Origin of the sequence: Sphingobacterium sp. UBA7249 (genome assembly GCF_002472835.1) — a bacterium.
GTDB lineage: Bacteria > Bacteroidota > Bacteroidia > Sphingobacteriales > Sphingobacteriaceae > Sphingobacterium > Sphingobacterium prati.
Genome location: NZ_DKST01000004.1, coordinates 114,683 through 135,828, shown reverse-complemented (window position 1 = coordinate 135,828; position 21,146 = coordinate 114,683). Strand labels below are relative to the sequence as shown.

General features: G+C 39.1%; 19 protein-coding genes. 6 read left to right on the top strand and 13 right to left on the bottom strand.

Annotated features, from left to right (window positions below; translation table 11 throughout):
* Positions 1–93 precede the first annotated feature (93 nt).
* The 5 genes from B4A24_RS03070 to B4A24_RS03050 all read right to left on the bottom strand — a co-directional run bounded on the left by B4A24_RS03070 (position 94) and on the right by B4A24_RS03050 (position 5,321).
* Positions 94–1,452 (bottom strand): HAMP domain-containing sensor histidine kinase, encoded by a 1,359-nt coding sequence (locus tag B4A24_RS03070; RefSeq protein ID WP_293942541.1) that lies wholly within the window; start codon positions 1,450–1,452, stop codon positions 94–96.
* A 23-nt stretch (positions 1,453–1,475) separates the two neighbouring features.
* On the bottom strand, positions 1,476–2,201 hold the full coding sequence (locus B4A24_RS03065) for a response regulator transcription factor (protein WP_293942539.1): 726 nt from the start codon (positions 2,199–2,201) through the stop codon (positions 1,476–1,478).
* A gap of 210 nt (positions 2,202–2,411) precedes the next feature.
* On the bottom strand, positions 2,412–3,248 hold the full coding sequence (locus tag B4A24_RS03060; RefSeq protein ID WP_293942537.1) for a glycine betaine ABC transporter substrate-binding protein: 837 nt from the start codon (positions 3,246–3,248) through the stop codon (positions 2,412–2,414).
* Positions 3,249–3,252: 4 nt separating this feature from the next.
* Complete coding sequence (locus B4A24_RS03055) at positions 3,253–4,077, bottom strand: ABC transporter permease (RefSeq protein WP_293942535.1); 825 nt, start codon at positions 4,075–4,077, stop codon at positions 3,253–3,255.
* 2 nt (positions 4,078–4,079) lie between these two features.
* On the bottom strand, positions 4,080–5,321 hold the full coding sequence (locus B4A24_RS03050) for a quaternary amine ABC transporter ATP-binding protein (RefSeq protein WP_293942533.1): 1,242 nt from the start codon (positions 5,319–5,321) through the stop codon (positions 4,080–4,082).
* Positions 5,322–5,948: 627 nt separating this feature from the next.
* Between B4A24_RS03050 and B4A24_RS03045 the strand changes: the two genes are divergently transcribed.
* Both B4A24_RS03045 and B4A24_RS03040 read left to right on the top strand, forming a co-directional pair.
* The gene (locus B4A24_RS03045; RefSeq protein ID WP_293942531.1) at positions 5,949–6,791 is read left to right on the top strand and encodes a cold-shock protein; all 843 of its coding nucleotides are present in this window, start codon (positions 5,949–5,951) and stop codon (positions 6,789–6,791) included.
* Between the two features lie 208 nt (positions 6,792–6,999).
* Positions 7,000–7,473 (top strand): hypothetical protein, encoded by a 474-nt coding sequence (locus tag B4A24_RS03040; protein ID WP_293942529.1) that lies wholly within the window; start codon positions 7,000–7,002, stop codon positions 7,471–7,473.
* Between the two features lie 209 nt (positions 7,474–7,682).
* Here the strand turns inward: B4A24_RS03040 and B4A24_RS03035 are convergent, their stop codons facing one another.
* The 6 genes from B4A24_RS03035 to B4A24_RS03010 form a co-directional block, all read right to left on the bottom strand.
* Positions 7,683–8,966, bottom strand: a complete 1,284-nt coding sequence (locus B4A24_RS03035; protein WP_293942527.1) for a Gfo/Idh/MocA family protein — start codon at positions 8,964–8,966, stop codon at positions 7,683–7,685.
* Positions 8,967–9,124: 158 nt separating this feature from the next.
* The gene (locus tag B4A24_RS03030) at positions 9,125–10,801 is read right to left on the bottom strand and encodes an FAD-binding dehydrogenase (RefSeq protein ID WP_293942525.1); all 1,677 of its coding nucleotides are present in this window, start codon (positions 10,799–10,801) and stop codon (positions 9,125–9,127) included.
* A gap of 167 nt (positions 10,802–10,968) precedes the next feature.
* Positions 10,969–11,532, bottom strand: a complete 564-nt coding sequence (locus B4A24_RS03025) for a Gfo/Idh/MocA family protein (protein WP_293942523.1) — start codon at positions 11,530–11,532, stop codon at positions 10,969–10,971.
* Between the two features lie 7 nt (positions 11,533–11,539).
* A complete protein-coding gene (locus B4A24_RS03020; RefSeq protein WP_293942521.1) occupies positions 11,540–11,953 on the bottom strand; it encodes a Gfo/Idh/MocA family protein in 414 nt (137 codons plus the stop codon).
* A 37-nt stretch (positions 11,954–11,990) separates the two neighbouring features.
* Positions 11,991–12,476 carry a YdeI/OmpD-associated family protein gene (locus B4A24_RS03015; RefSeq protein ID WP_293942519.1) on the bottom strand — a complete coding sequence of 162 codons (486 nt, stop codon included), beginning with the start codon at positions 12,474–12,476 and terminating at the stop codon, positions 11,991–11,993.
* Positions 12,477–12,503: 27 nt separating this feature from the next.
* The gene (locus B4A24_RS03010; RefSeq protein ID WP_293942654.1) at positions 12,504–13,463 is read right to left on the bottom strand and encodes an aldo/keto reductase; all 960 of its coding nucleotides are present in this window, start codon (positions 13,461–13,463) and stop codon (positions 12,504–12,506) included.
* A 235-nt stretch (positions 13,464–13,698) separates the two neighbouring features.
* Between B4A24_RS03010 and B4A24_RS03005 the strand changes: the two genes are divergently transcribed.
* The 3 genes from B4A24_RS03005 (at position 13,699) to B4A24_RS02995 (ending at position 18,110) form a co-directional block, all read left to right on the top strand.
* Positions 13,699–14,739 carry a sensor histidine kinase gene (locus B4A24_RS03005; RefSeq protein WP_172394720.1) on the top strand — a complete coding sequence of 347 codons (1,041 nt, stop codon included), beginning with the start codon at positions 13,699–13,701 and terminating at the stop codon, positions 14,737–14,739.
* A complete protein-coding gene (locus B4A24_RS03000) occupies positions 14,729–15,451 on the top strand; it encodes a LytR/AlgR family response regulator transcription factor (RefSeq protein ID WP_293942516.1) in 723 nt (240 codons plus the stop codon). Before B4A24_RS03005 ends, B4A24_RS03000 begins: the two co-directional genes overlap by 11 nt.
* A gap of 127 nt (positions 15,452–15,578) precedes the next feature.
* Entirely contained in the window at positions 15,579–18,110 is a 2,532-nt protein-coding gene (locus B4A24_RS02995) for a TonB-dependent receptor domain-containing protein (RefSeq protein ID WP_293942514.1), read from the top strand.
* Between the two features lie 102 nt (positions 18,111–18,212).
* Here B4A24_RS02995 and B4A24_RS02990 read toward each other — a convergent pair whose 3' ends face one another.
* Both B4A24_RS02990 and B4A24_RS02985 read right to left on the bottom strand, forming a co-directional pair.
* Positions 18,213–18,923, bottom strand: a complete 711-nt coding sequence (locus B4A24_RS02990; RefSeq protein WP_293942512.1) for an HAD hydrolase-like protein — start codon at positions 18,921–18,923, stop codon at positions 18,213–18,215.
* A gap of 107 nt (positions 18,924–19,030) precedes the next feature.
* Complete coding sequence (locus B4A24_RS02985; protein ID WP_293942510.1) at positions 19,031–19,480, bottom strand: DoxX family protein; 450 nt, start codon at positions 19,478–19,480, stop codon at positions 19,031–19,033.
* Between the two features lie 383 nt (positions 19,481–19,863).
* Here B4A24_RS02985 and B4A24_RS02980 point away from each other — a divergent pair, with 383 nt between their 5' ends.
* Positions 19,864–21,120, top strand: a complete 1,257-nt coding sequence (locus B4A24_RS02980) for a hypothetical protein (RefSeq protein ID WP_293942508.1) — start codon at positions 19,864–19,866, stop codon at positions 21,118–21,120.
* Positions 21,121–21,146 lie beyond the last annotated feature (26 nt).

Below are 21,146 nucleotides of genomic sequence, written 5' to 3'. Positions count from 1 at the left end.
TGGCAATGGCATGAAGCTAGAATTAGCTTTTCATTAGAATTTTAACAGACTTATTAAAATGAGATTAAAAATACAGCACAAATTAAAATGAGATTAAAACCGAATGTATGTTGGCAATTCAATCTCTACGGTTGTACCTTCTCCAACTACAGAATTAACCTTCAATGTTCCACCGTGTAGCTTTATTATATTTCTTGCCAATGGAAGACCGATACCATATCCATCGATTCCACTCGTATTGGAAGCCCTAAAATAGGGATCATAAATATATTCTAATTCTTTTGAAGGAATCCCGATTCCCTTATCTTTTATCAGAATAAACACCTTATTATCCAACGCCCCCAAAGCAATATAAGCTGTTCTGTTAGAAGAATACTTACAGGCATTGCTAATGATGTTGGATAATGCCAGTTGGAGCAAAACCGCATTTCCATTGACTTTAAGCCGCATACTATCATCAGGTAACAGACTAAAATCGGTCGTAATTTTAAATTTGTCGTTGATGGCTTTAACCGTCAACTCGGCATCCATAACAATCTGGTCTATACGAACAGGATTGAACGTTGTTGAGTTACTTACAAAACCTGTACGGGCTAACAACAAAAGTGCTTTGGTCTTTTTTTCTAAATGTTCAGCTGATTCAATAATTTTACATAACGTACGTTGATATTCCTCAATGGTTCTTTCTTTCGAGAGCGCCAAATCAGCTTGTCCGATAATTGAGGTCAGCGGCGTATTTAACTCGTGTGAAGCATTACTGATAAAGTTTTTCTGGGTTTCAAATGAAGTTTCCAAACGCGTCAACATGTTGTTGAATGTAAATGCCAGATCATGAAGCTCACCCTTATATTTCTCTTCATCAAGCCGTTTATCAAGATTCTCAGAGCCAATCTGCTGGACTTCTTTCATCATTGTAAGGATAGGCTTCAAAAATGAACGTTTCATGAACACTGAAACCAGCGAGATAAAGAGGATACCCAAAATCAAACTAATAATGAGCAAATTACGCAGGTAGGCCAAGTGATGTGTATAAAAGTAATTTTCAGCCGATGCACCGATAATATAATTTTTATTATTTTTTGAAAAGTACTTTGTCGAATAGAATTGATGTCCGGCTTTGAAATTTGATGTTCCGGCCTTATTAATTTTCTCCCACAACTCCGAATGAAAGCCCTGACTTCTCAAAATCTCCCCATTCTTATCAAATTCAACAAAAAATTCATGTTGATTATTTAGATTTTCTATAAAATCCAAACTCCACTGATCCGTTTGTGATACAGATTTACCATTGAGGAATTTTTCTGCCGCAATATTTCTCCGCAGATCCAGGCGTTTATAGAAATCTGTAAAAGCAAAATTAGTAATGGAATAAAAAATAAAGCCTACGAAACAGCTAACATATATGACTAATATCGCTATTAGATAAATGAGTTTCCTATTATAATTATTCATTTTAACCTATTCAGTTTTCCTACTTAGTCTTCAACTTTTAACACATAGCCCATTCCAATAACAGTATGGATAGCTTTTTTGCTTGTTACCCGCTCAATCTTCTTTCGCAGGTAATTAACATATACGTCAACGACATTGGATCCTATGTCAAAATTAATTCCCCATATTTTATCCAGCAGCTCGCTGCGCTCGAAGACTTTCTTGGGACTCTGTATAAATAGTAAAAGTAAGCGATACTCCGTACTCGTCAGGCTAAGTTCCTGACCGTCACAATAGGCAACTTTTTTGTAATCATCAATCGTTAGAAACCCATAATTGAATGTGTCTTTTGGAGCTTGTGCTTCGCGTTGTGTCGCTTGAAGAATAGATTGCTGTCTACGAATCAACGAACGAATTCTCGCTTTGAGTTCGATTAATTTAAATGGTTTAGAAAGATAGTCATCAGCACCATTATCGAGGCCAAGAACAACGTTTTCAGGTGTTCCGAGTGCCGTTAGCATCATAACCGGCAGATCGGTATAGCCCCATTGACGAATCTGTTTGCAGATATCAAGTCCATTGGTACCAGGCAAAAGTATATCCAAAAGCACGAGAGAAACATCCTGTTTGGCCAGTAATTGCTCAAGTCCTTCTGAGCGGCTCAGATGAATGACCTTATAACCTTCTTCGCCTAATCCTTGTATGATTAAATCTGCAACATCCTGCTCATCTTCAACGAGAATAATTTTTTGCTCCTCAATATTCATCATAATGTATCTGTCCTATTATCGCTCATCCTCCAAACCATAAAAATACTGTTTTGTTATTACAGACACAAATCCCTTGCATGCTGCGGGGTAAAATGAATCACAAAAGAATACAATTACCGGCCAGAGAGCTGTTTGGCCGAGGCTGGTTTTGTCTTAGTTTCTTTGAATCGCAAACCCCGATAGCAAATAGGGGCATGACAGTGTCACATATTAATTCGGGATTTTTATCTCAGAACGATGCTCCGTCAGCCACTTCCTTGCAGTAGCAGCTTTATTCCTTGTTTCTTCCATTTGTGCCAGGAGGTCGGCCATCATTGTATCATCAAAATAGATCCGTGAAAAAAGGCTCGCCAATTCTGGTTGATCTTTGCTAAAGCCTTTACGAGCATATATTTTAATTTCCTCCATACTCCCCAATGTTTTTTTAGGATCGTTCAAAAATTTCAGCTTCATTTTGCCAAACATCCAATGAGGTTTCCACCCCGCAACAACAATCCAACGATGTTCCTTTATCGCATTTTGAAGTTCAGTAATCATCGCAACTGTAGATGAATTTATATGTTTATAGTTCAGCTTATAGTCTTTAATAACCTGGTCGATAGCCCTTGTAATTCCAGCACCTTTTTCGATACCAATAATTTGATTATCGAACTTCATCTGATGTTCGTTCAATTGTTCTATATCATCAATTGGAACATAATCGGGTACGACAAGGCCGTTTCGGGCAGATGCATAGCTAGTACCTATCTCTTGCAGATTCGGAAACTTAGCTACCTTCGCTCCATGTGTCAAAGGCAACCAGACATCCATATATAGATCTGTGTCACCATTATTCATTGACGCAAGTATCATATCTGGGGTAGCGCGCTGTATCACTACATGATATCCTTTCTCCTCCATGACCGCTTTGGCAACATAGGTCATTGCAACACCCTCGGCCCAGCCATCGACCATTCCAATATGAATGATATTCTTGTTCCTACCACTATCGCAAGCCGAAAACAGAAAGGCTAGCATACAGAGTCCTATTATTTTAATTTTCATCATTGGCTTATTTCTTATTTACAAATCCCTGCGTTATCCGGTCCAGAATGATTGCTAAAATCACAACGGACAGACCACTTTCAAACCCAAGGCCAATATCCAGGTTATTGATACCCTCTAGGACCCGTTCGCCCAAGCCTCCAGCGGCAATCATTCCTGCAATCACAACCATGGACAGCGATAATAATATTGTCTGATTGATCCCTGCAAGAATTGTTTTTGTCGCCAGAGGCAATTCTACCTTAAATAAAATCTGTCTATTCGTGGCTCCAAATGAACGGGCGGCCTCCACAATATCCTTGGGTACCGCATCAATACCCAATGTTGTCAGACGGACTGCCGGAGGCATTGCAAAAATTATGGTAGCAAACGCTCCCGGCACTTTTCCGATACTAAAAAACAGTACAGCCGGAATTAAATAAACAAAAGCTGGCATGGTCTGCATTAAATCCAATAAAGGGCGGATAACCTTTGCTGCCAATTTATTTTTCGCAGCCCATATCCCAAGGGGCACCGAAATAAGTAAAGCGGTCACCGTAGCAACCAGAACCAAGGCCAAAGTTTCCATTGTCTCGGTCCAGAAGCCCATGAGATAAATCAGCGTCAAACCCAGAAATGTAGTCAACGCAACTCCTTTCCCAGATTTCCACCAGGCTAATGCTGTAAAAAGTGCGATCATTACGAAATATGGTGTCGCGATCAATATCCATTCAAGACCAAGAATAGAGGTGTTTCCGATATTTTTTATCAGGTCAAAAAATGGTTTTAGATGTTCCGTTAACCAGTTCACCCCTATTGCTATATATTGTCCTATGTCGATTACTTTATTCATATCTATTGATTATTTGCTTGTTCTTTTAATTCGATAATCTCCTCCTCATTGTACTTGGTCGCCTCAATAATTAACGAGGTTTGGGTGACGATACCCAACAGGCGGTTATGCTCATTAACTACGGCAATGGGTGATCTCACTTCCGAAATCAAGGGTAACATTTCCTCAACGGTCACCTCTTTTGACACCGTGGAAACGTTGGTGTGGATGATTGCCTCAACCGTAGGTTCTTTGCGTTTGGCTGACAGAATCACTTCATTGATATGTACAAAACCAAAAAAATGATCGTGTACATCTACTACAGGCAGAATATCGATGCCTGTTGCGCGCATTTTGCGAAGGGCCCCCTCGGGACCATCTTTTTTGAACCTCACCACAGTTGGTTTTTCAAACATCAAAGAGCCTGCGGTAATAATTGCTTTCCGATCCACTTTTTCGACAAAAGCTTTTACATAGTCACTTGCGGGGTTAGTTAGGATATCCTCAGCAGTACCGATCTGTTCAATCACTCCATCTTTCATAATCACAATACGATCGCCCAGTTTAATGGCTTCATCAAGATCATGCGTAATAAATACAATTGTTTTCTGTAGGGTATCCTGCAACTCAAGCAGCTGATCTTGCATTTCTGTTTTGATTAGCGGATCCAGTGCCGAGAAAGCTTCATCCATAAGTAACACTTCTGGATCATTGGCCAACGCACGGGCCAACCCGACCCGTTGCTGCATCCCTCCGGAGAGCTGGGCAGGCAATTGTTGTTCGAAGCCATTCAATCCAACGATATCGAGCGCCTTTTGTGCTTTCGCCTCACGGGATTCTTTATTTTCGCCTCTGATTTCCAGCCCAAACGCAGCATTGCTCAGAACGGTATGGTGCGGAAGTAAACCAAATTTTTGAAAGACCATACTCATTTCTGTCCTACGCACCTCCAAAAGCTCTTTATTGTTTTTTCCGGTAATATCTTCATTGTTGACAAACACCTTTCCTGATGTCGGCTCATTCAATCTATTCAGGCAACGGAGTAAGGTAGATTTTCCGCTGCCAGAAAGTCCCATTATCACAAAAAACTCACCTTCATAAATTTCAAAATTTGCTTTATTAATCCCTATCGTACATTCGGTCTTCTCCAATATTTCTTTCTTCGAGAAACCCTCGTCCAATAATCTTAAAGCCTGCTTTTTTTGTTTACCAAAAACAATGGTCAAATCTTCAACTTTTACTTTTACCTTTCTGGTTTTATCCATTCTTTAATTTTTTTAAACATAAATAAAACAAAATAGCATGAGCAAGCCACTAAGGTTGTAGACCTACGTAGTTTTCATTTATATAAAATATTCCTACAGTTGAATTCGTTTGATCGAAATTTTAAACTCCAATTCAATCTACTTATTAACTAACACGCTTTACTCTCGGTTCGATAAGAGCAACGATGAAAAAGAAAAAATCTTTTAAAGATGAGTTATGTCATACACAACTCCAAAATATACTTCAACAAGTACAACGAACAACATAGACTGCGCTCAAAAAGGCGTCCAATCATAGCGGAATAAACTCACGCCATTCTGTCTTTTGACGGTACAAAGTTACAAAAAATAAATTAAATGACTTTTTTCAAATACAAATCCTTAATTATCAATTTATTACAATAACACACTAAAAAAAATGAGAACTACAATCCATAGTAGCTATAACTTAGAAATTCATTACTTACAGCATTTGACTAGCTGTTCAAAGCTGAAGTGAAAAGTTTACCCTCAGCACCCAAATATTCAGTTTGCATCTTAAAATCACTCAAAAAAACACTTTATTCAAAGATCAATCGCAAATATTTAATTTTCAATGCATAATAAATATTTTAATTCATTACCTTTATGGCATTGAAACAAAACTCAACACCAGCCATGTTTATCGGCGCTGTCAAATGGTTCGACAATAACAAAGGATTTGGTACCCTTGCGTTACCTTCCGGAGAAGAACTCTTTGTGCATATACGCAGGTTTAAAATTCCTCCAGAGCATATTATCCAGCCTGCTGAGGTAATAGTCGGAGACAAGAAGCCCGATCCCAAGCGGAATGGTTTCTTAGCCCACAATTGTAAAATCCTCAAAAGGCCAGAAGACTGGAAATTCGTTATCGCTCTCTTTGAAAAGGATCATATCGTACTTATCCCCGATAACCACGGCCATGAGCAGAAGCACAATCTCACCTCCTTAGCAGCAAGACAATTACTACGAACTCAAGGTAAAGACAACGCGGTCGCCATGTTGACTTCCCATTTTGACGCCCGTTTCAACAGTACTATTTTCTTGGCGTATGCTGAATTAATTGACAAAAGCATTTCAGGTATTTTCGAAAAAGAAACCGCCTCTGAACTTCTTTCTCAGATTTTTAAATATTTTGGCAACCATGTTTCTCATCAGATTCTTTTTCAGGTATGGAAAGAAAGAATGTTCAGATTCATTGGCTATCCGGCCGACGGCGACTATGAGATACCAGAAGAGGTACTTAACCTAAATGCAACAGAGATAAATTATGATGATTTAACACGGATCAGAACCTATAGCTTTGGTAAAGCTTTCTGTAATGATTTCGTAGAGGCATTATTTGACGATTTAGAAACAATGGATAAGCAAGATATCGAACCCTTGATCCCCTATATTGATTTCCTTGAAAACGAAGATGCTATTGAGAAAATCAATCTGATCATGCAATAAGACAAACCTGCGGCAGGAAATTTCCTTATCAATCGGCACTAGTACACCTATTTACGAGCAAATTTGATGACAGAAAAACGCTGTAAAGATCTACCGCAGAATTAAACAGAATAAAATAACAACCTTTCTTATATTAAGATAAAAAAGTGACTGGGTTGCACCAAAGTAATTATTAAAATAATAAAACCAAAAGATTAACTAAGCCAATATGTTGCAAGAATTGTTATATACATTAGCATTTCGACACCTATCCGGTCATTTCTATCTAATAGACACTTTCCGGAACGATGATGATTTTCTGGCAGTCTTGCTCCTGATGGGATCATTCGTATTTCTCGCACTTACAGTGATAAGTATTCTTCTTGGTATGCTCTTTATCGTAACAATCATTCTGCTCATTAGTGCAGGTATTATCTCAACCTCAGTTATCGTCGGATTACAACAGCGATCCATAACCAAAGGTTTTAAGGCCTTATTTCTTTCCTCAGCGATTGTGGGCAGTAGTATTGTTTCTGTTATATTTTGTATTTTCCTTAATACAGTCTATCAATGGCATAGCAACAACATGGCTATTCTAATTGGCATCGCACTGGGAATTATTCTAGGTACTGGTTTAGGATTGCTTGCCTTCAAGGCCATGACTGGCCTTGTCAGATTTTTGATAAATAAATACCGCGCATAATTCTTATCTACCTGAATAAATGGCACATATTTTCCTTCACGAATAATTGCCCTTTATTTCGCGAAACACAGTTTTTGCCAGCGGCACCATCCCCATCTCTTCCATTCGCTGCGCAAGGGTACGGTGCGTGCTAGCGTATCGATTGCTAAACCTAATACAATCGTTTTAATGCTCATCGATAGAAACTTTTGGTCTATCGAAATACGCCATTATATCATAGGCATACTATATCCATTCTGATAACTTTTAGCCAAATAACGGTCTGCATCTTTATCATTAAAAGTGCGTTTATTTTTATCCCAAAATAATTTCTTCTTGCTTCGATAAGCTATATTTCCCATCTGAGCGAAAATGGCAATATGTGCTCCTGCTTCTATTGGTGCATGAAGTACTTCACTGGATTTATTCCGAACAGCTTCTATAAAGTTGACCATATGTTTATCTAGCCCATTATCTTTTGAGGGCTGAAAAGCAACAGCTTCCATACGGCCCTTTTCAGGAATAACCTCCCAGCCTTCACGATTGACGACCAGTGTCCCGTTATTGCCAATAAAAGCGACACCATGTGTTTTTTGATAAGGGCCAAGATCTATTCCCGTTGCTTGCTCCCATTGAACATTGAATCCATCAAACTCGTACACTGTCGTTAAGCTATCCGGTGTTTCAGCTGCATCATCCGGATAAGCAAATTTTCCTCCGGCGGCCATAATTGATACCGGATCAGCAACCTTCATTCCGATCAAAGCGTAATCCAACATATGTACTCCCCAATCTGTCATTAAGCCACCAGCGTAATCCCAGTACCACCTAAAATTGAAATGAAAACGATTAGCGTTGAAAGCTCGCTTTGGAGCAGGCCCCAGCCACTTATCATAGTGTACACCTGCCGGCACCGGAGCATCAGCCAGCACAGGAATACTTTTCATCCAGCCTTGATAAGCCCAAGCTTTAACCAAACGGATTTTGCCTAGTTTTCCGCCATGAACAAACGCCATTGCATCTCTAAAATGCTGTTGGCTGCGCTGCCATTGCCCGACCTGCACAACACGCTTATACTTTTTTGCTGCTGCAACCATCAGTTCGCATTCCCGAATGGAATTTCCAATAGGCTTTTCAACATATACATCCTTTCCTGCTGCAACAGCGTCTACCATATGTAAACAATGCCAATGGTCGGGTGTGGCCACAATCACAACATCTACGTCATTTGCTTTGAGCAGTTCTTTATATTCTATGTAAGTTTTGACCGTAATATTTCGTTTTTTTAATTCCTCAACCCGCTTGTTAAGTACGTTTTCATCTACATCACAAAGTGCTGTGCATTGGACACCAGGCACCTTCAATATTGCATTTAGGTTGGACCACCCCATTCCATTTACTCCGATCAATCCAACACGTACAGTTTGTGTTTGAAAACCGAAAGCGTTTGTATTGGCAAATAGCGTTGCGGCCGTCAGTATTCCCGTATTACGGATAAAATCTTTTCTTTTCATTGCTTAGTTTGGTTTATTTTGATTATTTCTAAAATATTTTTAGTAAGCCGATTAATTCACAGCTTCTCTAAAAATAACTAATATAACATTTTATCTTGAGTATCAGGAAAAAAAATAGAGGAATCACTCCTTCCACTGGAATGATTTGCAATTTATTATCAAGTAGACGCAGGTTTTCCAGCAATGTGCACTCCTGCTTTCATACCCGAAAAAATGCAACCACCCAAAAATGTCCCTTCCAATGCTCTATATCCATGCATGCCACCACCACCAAAACCCGCTACCTCGCCAACAGCATACAATCCTTCGATAGGATCACCGTTTATTGTCAAGACTTGTGCGTCAAGATTCGTCTTAAGACCTCCCAATGTCTTACGTGTTAGTACATGTAAACGTACAGCAATCAGTGGTCCATTCTTTGAATCCAAAATTTTATGTGGAGATGAAACCCGCCCAAGCCTATCTCCAATATATTTCCGTGTACTACGGATGTAATTGATCTGCGTATCCTTTGAAAATTTATTATCCAGCTCGCGATCTCTTGCTACGACCTGTGATTCAATAGATTCATACGTTAGCAGAGGCTCTCCAGACAACAGGTTCATTTGATGCACTAAGTCTGATAATGTATCCGAAACAATAAAATCTATTCCTTTCTCTTTAAATGCTTCAACTGGCCCGGGGGCTTTTTTACCGAAAATTCGTTTGACAAACAGCTTATAATCCTTATTAGTGATATCTGGATTTTGTTCAGAGCCGGAAAGAGCAAATTCTTTTTTGATGATTTTTTGTGTCAAAATGAGCCAGGAATAAGAGTACCCGCTGTCTTGTATATGCTTTAGCGTCCCCAAGGTATCAAATCCAGGTAAGAATGGAGCAGGAAGCCTATTACCTCTTGCATCAAACCAAAGTGAAGATGGCCCCGACAGAATTCGAATACCGTGATTGGGCCAAATTGGATCCCAATTATGGATACCTTCTGTATAATGCCACATTCGATCCTTATTGATCATATGCGCTCCCACTTCTTCGGCTATACCAATCATTTTTCCATCGACATATGCCGGAACTCCCGAGATCATAGTAGATGGTGCTTTACCCAATCGTTCTGGCCAATTTTTTCGTACCAATTCGTGATTAGCGCCAATTCCTCCCGATGCAATGATAACATGAGGAGCATGGTATTCAAACATATCGATTACGTTTCTATTCGTAGCGGCACCTCTTTCTTTATTATCATCTTCTAAAATTTCACCGAATACCCCTTTCACAGCACCGTTTTCAGTAATCAGCTTCGTAACCCGATGCCTAAATTTAAATTGCAATAATCCGTTTTTTTGGGCAGTATAAGCTTTTTCGATAAATGGTTTGACGACTCCTGTTCCCGTTCCCCAACTTACGTGAAATCTAGGAACTGAATTTCCGTGACCCGAAGCACTGCCATCTCCACGCTCGGCCCAACCAACCATAAACATGAATTTAATACCTAGCTGAGTTATATACTTATATTTCGGCCCAGCAGCAAATTTCAGGTAGGCTTCTGCCCATTGACGAGGCCAGTAGTCTTCAGTCCGGTCAAATCCCGCTGTACCCAGCCAGTCTTGCCGTGCGAGCTCTAGGGAATCTTTTATTCCCATACGCCGCTGTTGTGGTGAATTGATAAGAAATAGCCCCCCAAAAGACCAAAATGCCTGTCCCCCAATATTTTTTTCTGTTTCCTGATCTAGTAGAAGCACCTTCTTTCCTACTCTGGTAATTTCCATTGCTGCAGTTAATCCTGCCAAACCAGCACCTATAATAATGGCATCAGGCCTAAATCGCACTGTTGTTTGCATACCTCTTTAGTTTTCATTTACTTGCAAAATTATCCGATCGCTTTTTCATTGATCACGAGCCTCTTATAAATTTGCTGGCTTATCATAAACAATTGCTCATTAATATTCCCAGGTCGAAAATTTAAAATTTCAGAAATTGAAAAATCGCTCGTATGACGGTCCTTTATTTATTTTACCATAGCAAAACAGTCAATGATTTCCATTAGTGTCGAAGCCTCCTCCATGGAAGCAGGATTTGGGCCGTTCCCTTGAAAAAATGCCACAGTACTAGCTATCATCGGAAATTGTATATGCTCGGGATGCTCAAATACATATTCTTTTTTCTGGCGACCATATTCAACTGTTACAGAATTACCAAATATCGAAAAGGTAATCTTTCCCTGACTACCAATAATCTCACAACGATCTATATTATCTTCTGACCTGACATTAAAACACCAGCTTCCATTAAAGATTACGTGATTTTCAAACAATATCGTTCCAGTTGTATGATCAGCAACAGTACTTACTGGATCTTGGATCTGACTAAATCCCTCGTAAGAAATGGGTTTACCAAAAAAATACAGCATCAGATCCAATTGATGTGGTGCAAGATCGAAAAAATATCCACCACCCGATATTGTTGGATCTGTACGCCACTCTGCAGCCCCCTTAGTCACCAATTCTGGCGACCGACTCTGCCATAGCCGGAGCTGAACTGTCCGAATAGCTCCGATTTGTCCCGCTTTCAATAATTCTCTAACTTTTAGAAATAGAGGTAGTTGCCTTCGATAATGCGCAACAAACTAGCTTACCATTTTTCCTTGTCACTGCGTCCAAAAGCAACCTCGCTTCATGCGCGTTCAATGTAACCGGCTTCTCCACATAGACATCTTTCCCCGCTTCAAGTGCTTTCAAAGCATATTCAAAATGTGAAGATGGCGGCGTTGCAATGTAGATGGCATTCAATGCCGGATTATCCAACAGCTCCTCCACCGTTGAATACCAATTCGGTACGTGATGTCTCTCAGCATAATCTGCAGCTTTAATGGCATCTCTCCTCATTACAGCTAACAATTTACTACCTTCAACCTTGTTAAATGCAGGACCGCTCTTTTTCTCTGTAACATCACCACAACCTATGATTCCCCATCTTATCTTCGCGTTTTCCATTTCTTATTTTTTTGATCTAACCTTCCATTCTCGCTTTTTATTCAGGTTTTTCGCGGCCAATAAACCGATTTTTACCAAGCAAAAAAACCACTGCCTTTTCGATATTTTTACGTCGACTTTCATCCGTCTTTAAAAAAGAAATATAACGAATAATCTCTTTTCTTTTGGATGGCGCCAAACGTTCAAAGACAGCTTTTGCCTCTTCATTTTCTGCCAATGCCTGCTCAAGTTGGGGGTGCGGAACTAAACTTCGATCAGCTGGATCAAAAACAACAGATAATTCCAATGTTTCACCAATTCGTTTGGGTGAATTTGTCAGCATCTCCGTATTAATGTACAACCTCCACTCACCTTTATAGCGCAACAAGGTCTGTTTGTAATCTTTACCATTTACCTTGCCTCTAATAGGGATATATCCCTTGTTGATTCCGGCTTCCTTAAAGAGATTATGCAAAATATCTTCAGGTACAAAAACAAAGGGATTGATTCCTATAATCTCCAATGTGGCTTTAAAGACAGACATAGGCATTGCATTTATTGTGTATCGACATTAACATAAGGAAAGAATATCCGCTATCCGATTGAGTTCTTCTTTACCAAAACTCAAATTTTCAAGCGCCTTTAACGAATCAGTCAATTGTGTACTATTTCTTGCCCCGACCAAGACCGAAGTCAGGCGTTCATCCTTCAATAACCATGCAATCGCCATTTGTGCCAGCGATTGTCCACGCTGCAATGCAAGTTCATTCAAATCAGACAATTTTGTAATAAGCTCGGGTGTAATTGCAGCACTCTTTAAAAAATGTTCTTTCGAAGCCCGGGAATCTGTTGGAATACTACCTTGTAGGTATTTATTAGTCAGTAAGCCCTGTGCCAAAGGTGAAAAAGCGATAATGCCGACTCCCGCTTCATCCAACACATCCAACAGGGCATCTTCTGGGGTGCGCACCAACATGGAGTACTTTGGTTGATGAATCAAACAAGGGCATCTAAGATCGTTCAATATAGCAACAGCCTTCTTCGCCAGATCTGCAGGATAATTGGATAGGCCTACATAAAGTGCCTTCCCCTGTCGTACGATATCACTTAGCGCAGCCATCGTTTCTTCTAATGGTGTATGGGGATCCGGTCTATGATGATAAAAAATATCGATATAGTCCAATTTTAAACGCTTTAGGCTCTGATGCAGGCTTGCCATCAAATATTTACGGCTTCCCCAATCGCCATAGGGCCCATCCCACATGGTGTACCCGGCTTTTGTAGACAACAAAAGTTCATCCCGGTGTGCAACAAAATCTGTAGCCAATATTGCCCCCAAATTTCCCTCCGCACTACCGGGCGGTGGACCATAATTATTCGCTAGGTCAAAATGTGTAATGCCATTGTCAAAAGCTGTATATAGGGCCTGCCTAAACACTTCCTTCTGATCAATATCACCAAAATTTTGCCATAGCCCAAGGGAAATAACCGGAAGCTGGATGCCGCTTTTTCCACATCGCCTGTAAGGCATTGTATGATATCGGTTCGGATTGAATGTCACGTAATCAAGTTTATTAATGCAAAATACAAAACTATTTTGAAGAGTCTATGCGGTTGCAACCGTCATTATTCAGAAAATATTTCGATACGCAACGATTTGAACCAAAACTTATGTCTTCTATACAACAGATAACATGCGTGTATCACAAATATTTTTATATTTTTGAGGAGAGTCCAAAAAGAGCAGTAACATTAAGAACGTCCCCATGATCAGTAGATTCTTTAAAAAATTCTATTTACATATTGTGATATGGATCATTCTTCTTTTCCTTCCCTTCATCACCTATCTTTATCAACCGGATAAAATCGCTGATTTCAAAATCTATTCGGCATTATCGCATCTTGGCAATATCATATTTCTGGCGAGCAGTTTTTATCTACATTGTTACGTCGTCGCGCCTAGATACTTCTTTGGCCGTCGAAAGATTTTCATCGCACTGATCGCGTTCGGCTTTTTTGCTTATGTGCTACTCAATTACGCTATCGTGTATTTTAATCCCGATGGTGAATTAGCTCACCTTAAAAAGGAAAATGTACTTTTTGTGCGATTGGTGATCGGACCAGGAATTATCTATTCACTCTGCATGATTACCTCATCCATGATCTTCCTTTATGACGAACAGGCCCGACAAAAAGAGCTTAATAAACAGATCGCACTTGAAAAGACAACTGCAGAATTGACAATTTTAAAGCTTCAGATCAGTCCACATTTTTTATTCAACACGCTCAACAATATTCGTTGGCTGATTCGTAAACAATCTCCGGATTCCGAAGGTACAATAGTCAAACTATCCGAAATACTGCGTTATATTCTATATGAAGTTGATGGTCCGAAAGTCGAACTTTTTAAAGAAATCGACCACATGCGCAATTTCATCGCTTTACAGACATTAAGGCTCCCAATTGAAGGACATGTCGACCTTAAAATCGATCGTGCAGTCAAGAATAGAATGATCCCACCATTATTATTTATTCATTTTGTAGAAAATGCCTTTAAATATGGAGTCGATAGTAAAAACATACCATACATACAGTTTCAGTTTGTGGATATTCCCGGTGGGATCGCTTTTAAATCGGTGAATAAGATATTGCTATATACAGAGTCTCGATTAAATGAAGGTATCGGGCTGACAAATGTAAAACGACGATTACAGTTACTCTATCCCAATCGACATGATCTTTCCATCCAAAGAACAACGGATGGATATTTTGAAGTGACCCTCAGACTAATGACAGATGAAGATTAAATGTATACTAATTGACGACGAACCATTCGCACTTAATTTGCTGGAAGACGACCTGCTGAATTTCACGCAAATTGAAATTCTACAAAAATTCAATTCTCCCATCGAAGTCGTTGACTATCTAAAAAAACATCCTGTAGACTTGATTTTTCTGGACATTCAAATGCCTGGGCAGCTAGGAACGCAATTTATCCGTGAACTTCAAGATCCGCCTTTAGTTATATTTACGACAGCATACCATCAATATGCTGTTGAGGGATTCGAATTAAATGCAGTAGATTATCTTTTAAAACCTATCTCAAAAGAACGCCTCACCACTGCAATCCGTAAAGTAGAGGACATCGTTGCGCGACAAACCAAACACTTCAACGAGAAAGATCATATTGTTGTCCATGTAGAATATAAAAAAACCAAGATTTTTCTCAACGAAATCAGTTATATCGAAGGTCTAAAAGATTACGTAAAAATCTATTTGGTTGACCGACAAGTTCCGTTGCTAACCCGTAGCAATTTACGTGGTATGGAAAAATTACTACCGGCAAACGATTTTGTACGGATACACAATTCCTTTATTGTCAACAAGACCAGAATCGAACATTGCACACTTACAAAACTTACATTGCGTGAAGTTGCTCTGCCGGTGGGCAAAAAATATGTCAAAAATATCGAACAACTCCATACAAAAATAACATCGAATAAAGATAACATGATCTGACAACATACATTCGTCTACACATTCAACCCTTCCGTCTACAGATGATTGTATAGTACAAAAATGATTTCCAAATTTGCTTGATATCTATTGGCCTGATATGGGCTAAGCGATAATTACAGTAAAAAAAATGAAGAAAATCATAGCAGTACTCCTAATGTCAACCGCTGTTGCCACATCACATGCGCAAACACCGCCGGCTGGCCGTCCAAGTAGTTTCGCCATCGCCGAAGGAAAACTCACAGGTCAACTCGTAGATCCTCAAGGCAAACCAATAGCACAAGCTTCTGTCAATCTGCTACGGGTAATTAATGAGCAGTCCACCACGGGCAAAGAACGAGAAATCTTATTCAAAAGCACAAGTTCACTCGAAAATGGAAAATTCAGCTTTACCGCGCTCTCCACTAGAGACAAATGGAAATTAAAAATAAGCTCTGTAGGTTATACCGCGAAAGATATCCCAGTCGACTTTGGATCCGACAGCAAAATTTTGGATAAAGACCTCGGTCATATCACATTGGAAAATGATAATCGAAAGCTAGATGAGGTGACAGTCACTGGACGTAAAGCCTTACTTGAAATGGACATCGACAAAAAAGTATATAATGTAGAAAAGAATATTGTAGCTACTGGTGGTACAGCAATTGACGTCATGCGCAATATGCCTTCTGTACAAGTCGATATCGATGGGAATGTCAAACTCCGGAATGCCGCACCCACCATTTTTGTAGACGGAAAGCCAACGACACTAACACCAGACCAAATACCTGCTGACGTAATCGAAAAGATCGAAATCATCACCAATCCCTCTGCTAAATATGATGCCTCGGGAAGTATGGCTGGTATTCTAAATATTATTCTGAAGAAGAACAAGAAAACAGGTTACAATGGTATGGTTACCCTTGGAGCCGATCGTTTCGGCGGAACCAATTTTATGGGAAGCCTTAATCTCCGTCAAAACAAATTCAACATATCCCTCACAGGAATGAATATGCGTATGCGGACAAATACCGAAGGTGATAGCTATCGGAACAGCATAATTAATGACATTAGTTCTGAAGTTAATCAGGATATCGAAGGGAAAACGAAAGGAATGATCACCTTTGGAAGACTGGGATTAGACTATGACCTTAGTCCACGCACGACCCTATCTGTTGCTGGCATCCTGGTCGAAGGTAAATTTCGTCCCAATGAAAATACAATGATAACGACGAAATCACAAGGCAATAGCAATAGAATTTCCGAATCCGAACGTAGTTTCAAACCAAGAGGTTTACAGGCAGGTCTTGTTCAGAAATTCAAAACCGAGGGTGAAGAATTGACGGTAGACTTCAATTATTTTGGCGGCACAAACAAATCCAATGGACTTTACACCACCAATTATTTAGAAAGTACAGAAAATATCATCGGCTCACAGATTCAAAAAAATATCGGATCCGGTGACAACAAATTTATGACTGTACAGGCAGATTATGTTAAACCATTCAAAAATGGAATGAAATTGGAGACTGGACTTCGCGCACAGATCAACAAACTCAAAAACCTGAATACGAATTCCCTCAAAGCCTTAGGTGAAGATGTATTTAAAGATATCACTGCGGCATCTGCGAATTATGACAATAAGAATACGGTCTATGCTGCTTATGCTTCGCTGGGTGGCAACCTCAAAGATTGGGTATCTTATAAAGTCGGTTTACGTGTAGAAAATTCCACTTATGACGGTGAGCTAATCAACACAAACCAAAAATTCCACAACAGCTATCCGGTTAGTCTCTTTCCTTCGCTATTCTTGAGCAAGAAACTAACAGAGAAAGATCAGCTACAGATGAGTGTCACCCGTCGTGTCAATCGCCCTAACTTCTTTCAGTTAATTCCATTCGTTGACTATACAGACAGCTTAAATATTACACGTGGTAATCCCGACCTCGTTCCGGAGTTTACGACCTCGGGTGAACTATCCTATAGCCGGACGCATGGTAAAGGTACTTTCTTGGCTTCGGTTTATTACAAATATACCACCAACCTGATTACCCGTTACCTGACACAAGAACTCAATCCCATTACTGATAAAATGGATTTTATCAACACCTATATCAATGCGAATTCAAGCAAGAACTATGGAGCTGAGTTTACTTACACCAATAACTTAAAAAAATGGTGGGATCTGACGGCAGACCTCAATTTCTATAATTCAAAAATTGAAATAGATGATAATACACCAGCAGAAGGTATGTGGACAGTTTTTGGAAAACTGAATAATACATTCAATCTGAAAAAGAACTGGAACCTACAGCTCGCTTTTGAATACCAAGGAAAAACAAATATGCCTGTCACACAAAATCAAACCTTTGGTCCACCGATGAATCAGGCACAAAGCTCGTCTCAGGGATACATTAAGCCTTTTTATGGGATCGATTTTGCCATCAAGAAAAGTTTCTTGAAAAACCAGGCAGCTTCCGTGACGTTGGCTGTAAACGATATTTTTAGAACCCGTGGCAATACCATTGTGTCTTCGGGTGATGGTTTCTTCCAAAACTACTATCGTCTGTCCAATCCACAGCTGGTCAAGTTGAATCTATCTTATCGTTTTGGTAAAATGGACATGAATATGTTCAAGAAAAATAAAAACCAAAATTCGATGGAAGGTATACAAATGCAATAGATTAGTGATTAAACTTATATTAAAACAGAAAGAGACCGTCCTATCGGTCTCTTTCTGTTTTATATCATTTGCATTTCTATATCATAGATGATCGTCATTTCATTAAACCACCTGACTTGGGGTATGATATTCCTCAATAATCGGAACAATTTCCAATAGATCATCGATAATATAATCCGGATTAGCTGATTTTAGCTGATCAGAACGATGAGCCCCGGTCGTAATGCCAATGCTTAATGCACAACCCGCATTTTGACCTTCCTGTATATCAATGATTGAATCCCCTATTTTCACAACGAGTGCCGGATCTGTAATAGCAAATTTTGTTCTCGCAAAATCAATCATATCCGGGTAAGGTCGGTTTTTAGGTACATCAGACGCGGTGACCAATGCGTCAATATCCCGTCCTACGACCCAATTAAGTTTTTTTAAAAGAGATTCTGCTGTTTTCCGGTCATATCCTGTATTTAATACCCGGAGGATATTCATGTCATTTAAGATTGTGAAAAGTTCATTCGCATTTGAATTCGGATAAATACTCTCTATTTCATAAGCATTTTCAAGTGCTTGTAAAAATGACTGAAATATTTTCTCTGCCAATTGCTCGTCTTCCACATTCACACATTTTTTTAATACCGTCTGAATGGCCTGAAATTTTTCTTTTCCAGCTCCATGCTCTAATATCTCTGCCAATGTGAGTTTATAACCACCGATGTCATTAATCACATGCTGAAGTGTCTTATAAACTATATTATTCTCATTTATAGTAGTACCTGCCATATCAAACACCACCATCTTGATCGCTTCTTTCATCTATTCACCATTAAATGTTTAGCAAAAATAAAATATTGTTAAATAAAACTAAACATTTTCAATGTTAACTTATTGCTATATTTAGGTTAAAAAGAAAACACGTTAAGTTAATACAATACAAAATAGTAAGTCCAGCAGATTAGCAATAATTGAAATGGGATTCGAAACCACAAATATTCTATACCTTTCCCGTCGTATGTTGCAGTCTCATAATTTAGATGTCTTATACAGGCACGAATATTTGCCGGCAGTATAAGGATAAAAAAGACAATCAAAAGTATACCCGTAAGACGGCTTAAAGATGGTACAAACACACCGAAAGCAGCTAAAATTTCCAATACCCCAGTCAAATAGATCATTTCTTTTTTTAACGGAATAAAATCAGGTAGCATCAGCATCATTCCTTTGGTATAGATGATGTGTCCGAGAGAAGTGAACAATAATGTCGCAGCGAGTGCGATTTTTCTCGCCAGATCATAATCCATGTGACCTTTGTATTGTGATATAGCCAAGCTGCCAATAGCAAATACAATGAATAAACCAAAAAGTGGTTTCATAATCTTTTTTTCAAAGTTAATGCCCCTCTTCTTCCCTATCAATGAACAATTGTCAAGAAATTTCCTTCCTTATCCTACTCAGCGACTGAGGCCTGATTCCTATATATATGATGCAAGGTATTTTAAAGGAATATTTTTAATCAGCTCAGGCTGTTCCTGTATCAGATTGACATACCTGGTCTTCGCCGAATCCTCAAGTAAGGTAAATTCACGTTTCATTTTTTTCAAATAGAATAATCTTTGATCTTATCCATGCTATTGATATTCCAAAACAAGATAATAACTTCCGTGAAACAAGGAAAAACATATCTTATTACCTATTTAATTATTTAAGTACTTAATTCAACGAATAAATATTAAATTACCTGTTATAAACTCTCATTATGACTTTTAGTACCGAAAACAGTATCAAAATATGGTCTCCGCCAAAGAAATTCATCTTCCGATTTTCATTTATTTTCATCTTTTCATTCCTATTTGTATTCAATAATGGTGCTTTTCCTATTTTCGGGTACATCAGCAGACCGCTAACCGACTTTATGCATTGGCTCACTCCCTGGTTTGCGAAAACCGTTTTACGGTATCAATACGATTATGCGATTTTTATTAATGGCAGTGGAGACACTTCCTATGGCTGGATATCGTTACTCCTCCTGGTGATCATAGCTTCAGCGGTTGCAATTATCTGGTCTCTATTGGATTCAAAGCGCCCAAACTATGAAACTTTATATTATTGGCTGACCACAGCGATACGTTACTATATTGCACTCATGTTGATAAACTATGGTGTAATCAAAGTAATGCATTTGCAGATGCGACCGCCATCGCTGACACAGCTCATGCAGCCTTTGGGCGAATATTCGCCAATGGGATTGGCCTGGACATTTATTGGCTTCTCTAAAGGCTACAATATCCTCATTGGCATAGCCGAAATATCGTCAGGATTACTTTTATTCAGAAAAACGGTTGTATTGGGAGCTTTGGTTACTATTGTCACTAGCATCAACATTATGTCCGTTAATTATTTTTACGATGTCCCTGTGAAAATGATTTCGACCGCACTGTTTTTACTTTCACTGTTTTTGTTACTGCCTTTCGCACAATCACTGTTTTCCTTATTTATAAAAGGGCAACCAGCACAGTTGATCACTAGCCAACAACCCTTATTTAATAAGGCCTGGAAGAGAAAAGGACTTGTCATCATCAAAATATTGATACTTACCATCTTTGGGGCACAGCAGGTGGTTGGTGGTTTTAAAACTCGGGAGATGATAAACGCATATTATAGAAAATCACCACTCTACGGAATCTACCATTTTGAAAAGAATGATGAAAATATCAAAACCATTCCGAAGGGATGGCGACTGATCATTTTTCAGCATGACAACGATCGTGCCTTTGTCCGTGACATAGACTACAATCCGCAGCCCCTTTCTGTATTAATTGATTCGCAACAGCGGAAACTTACATTGAACAATTATCAATACGATTATGAAATCGAGATCAATGGAGATATCTTATTGACGAAAACTTTTGAAAACCGTATAGAAAAAATTAAACTCATCAAACAGGATCATCAAAAACTAGAATTGATAAAGCGCTCTTTTCATTGGATACAGGAATATCCCTATAATCGATAAATCAAGCAAATGGCCCCATATCTGAA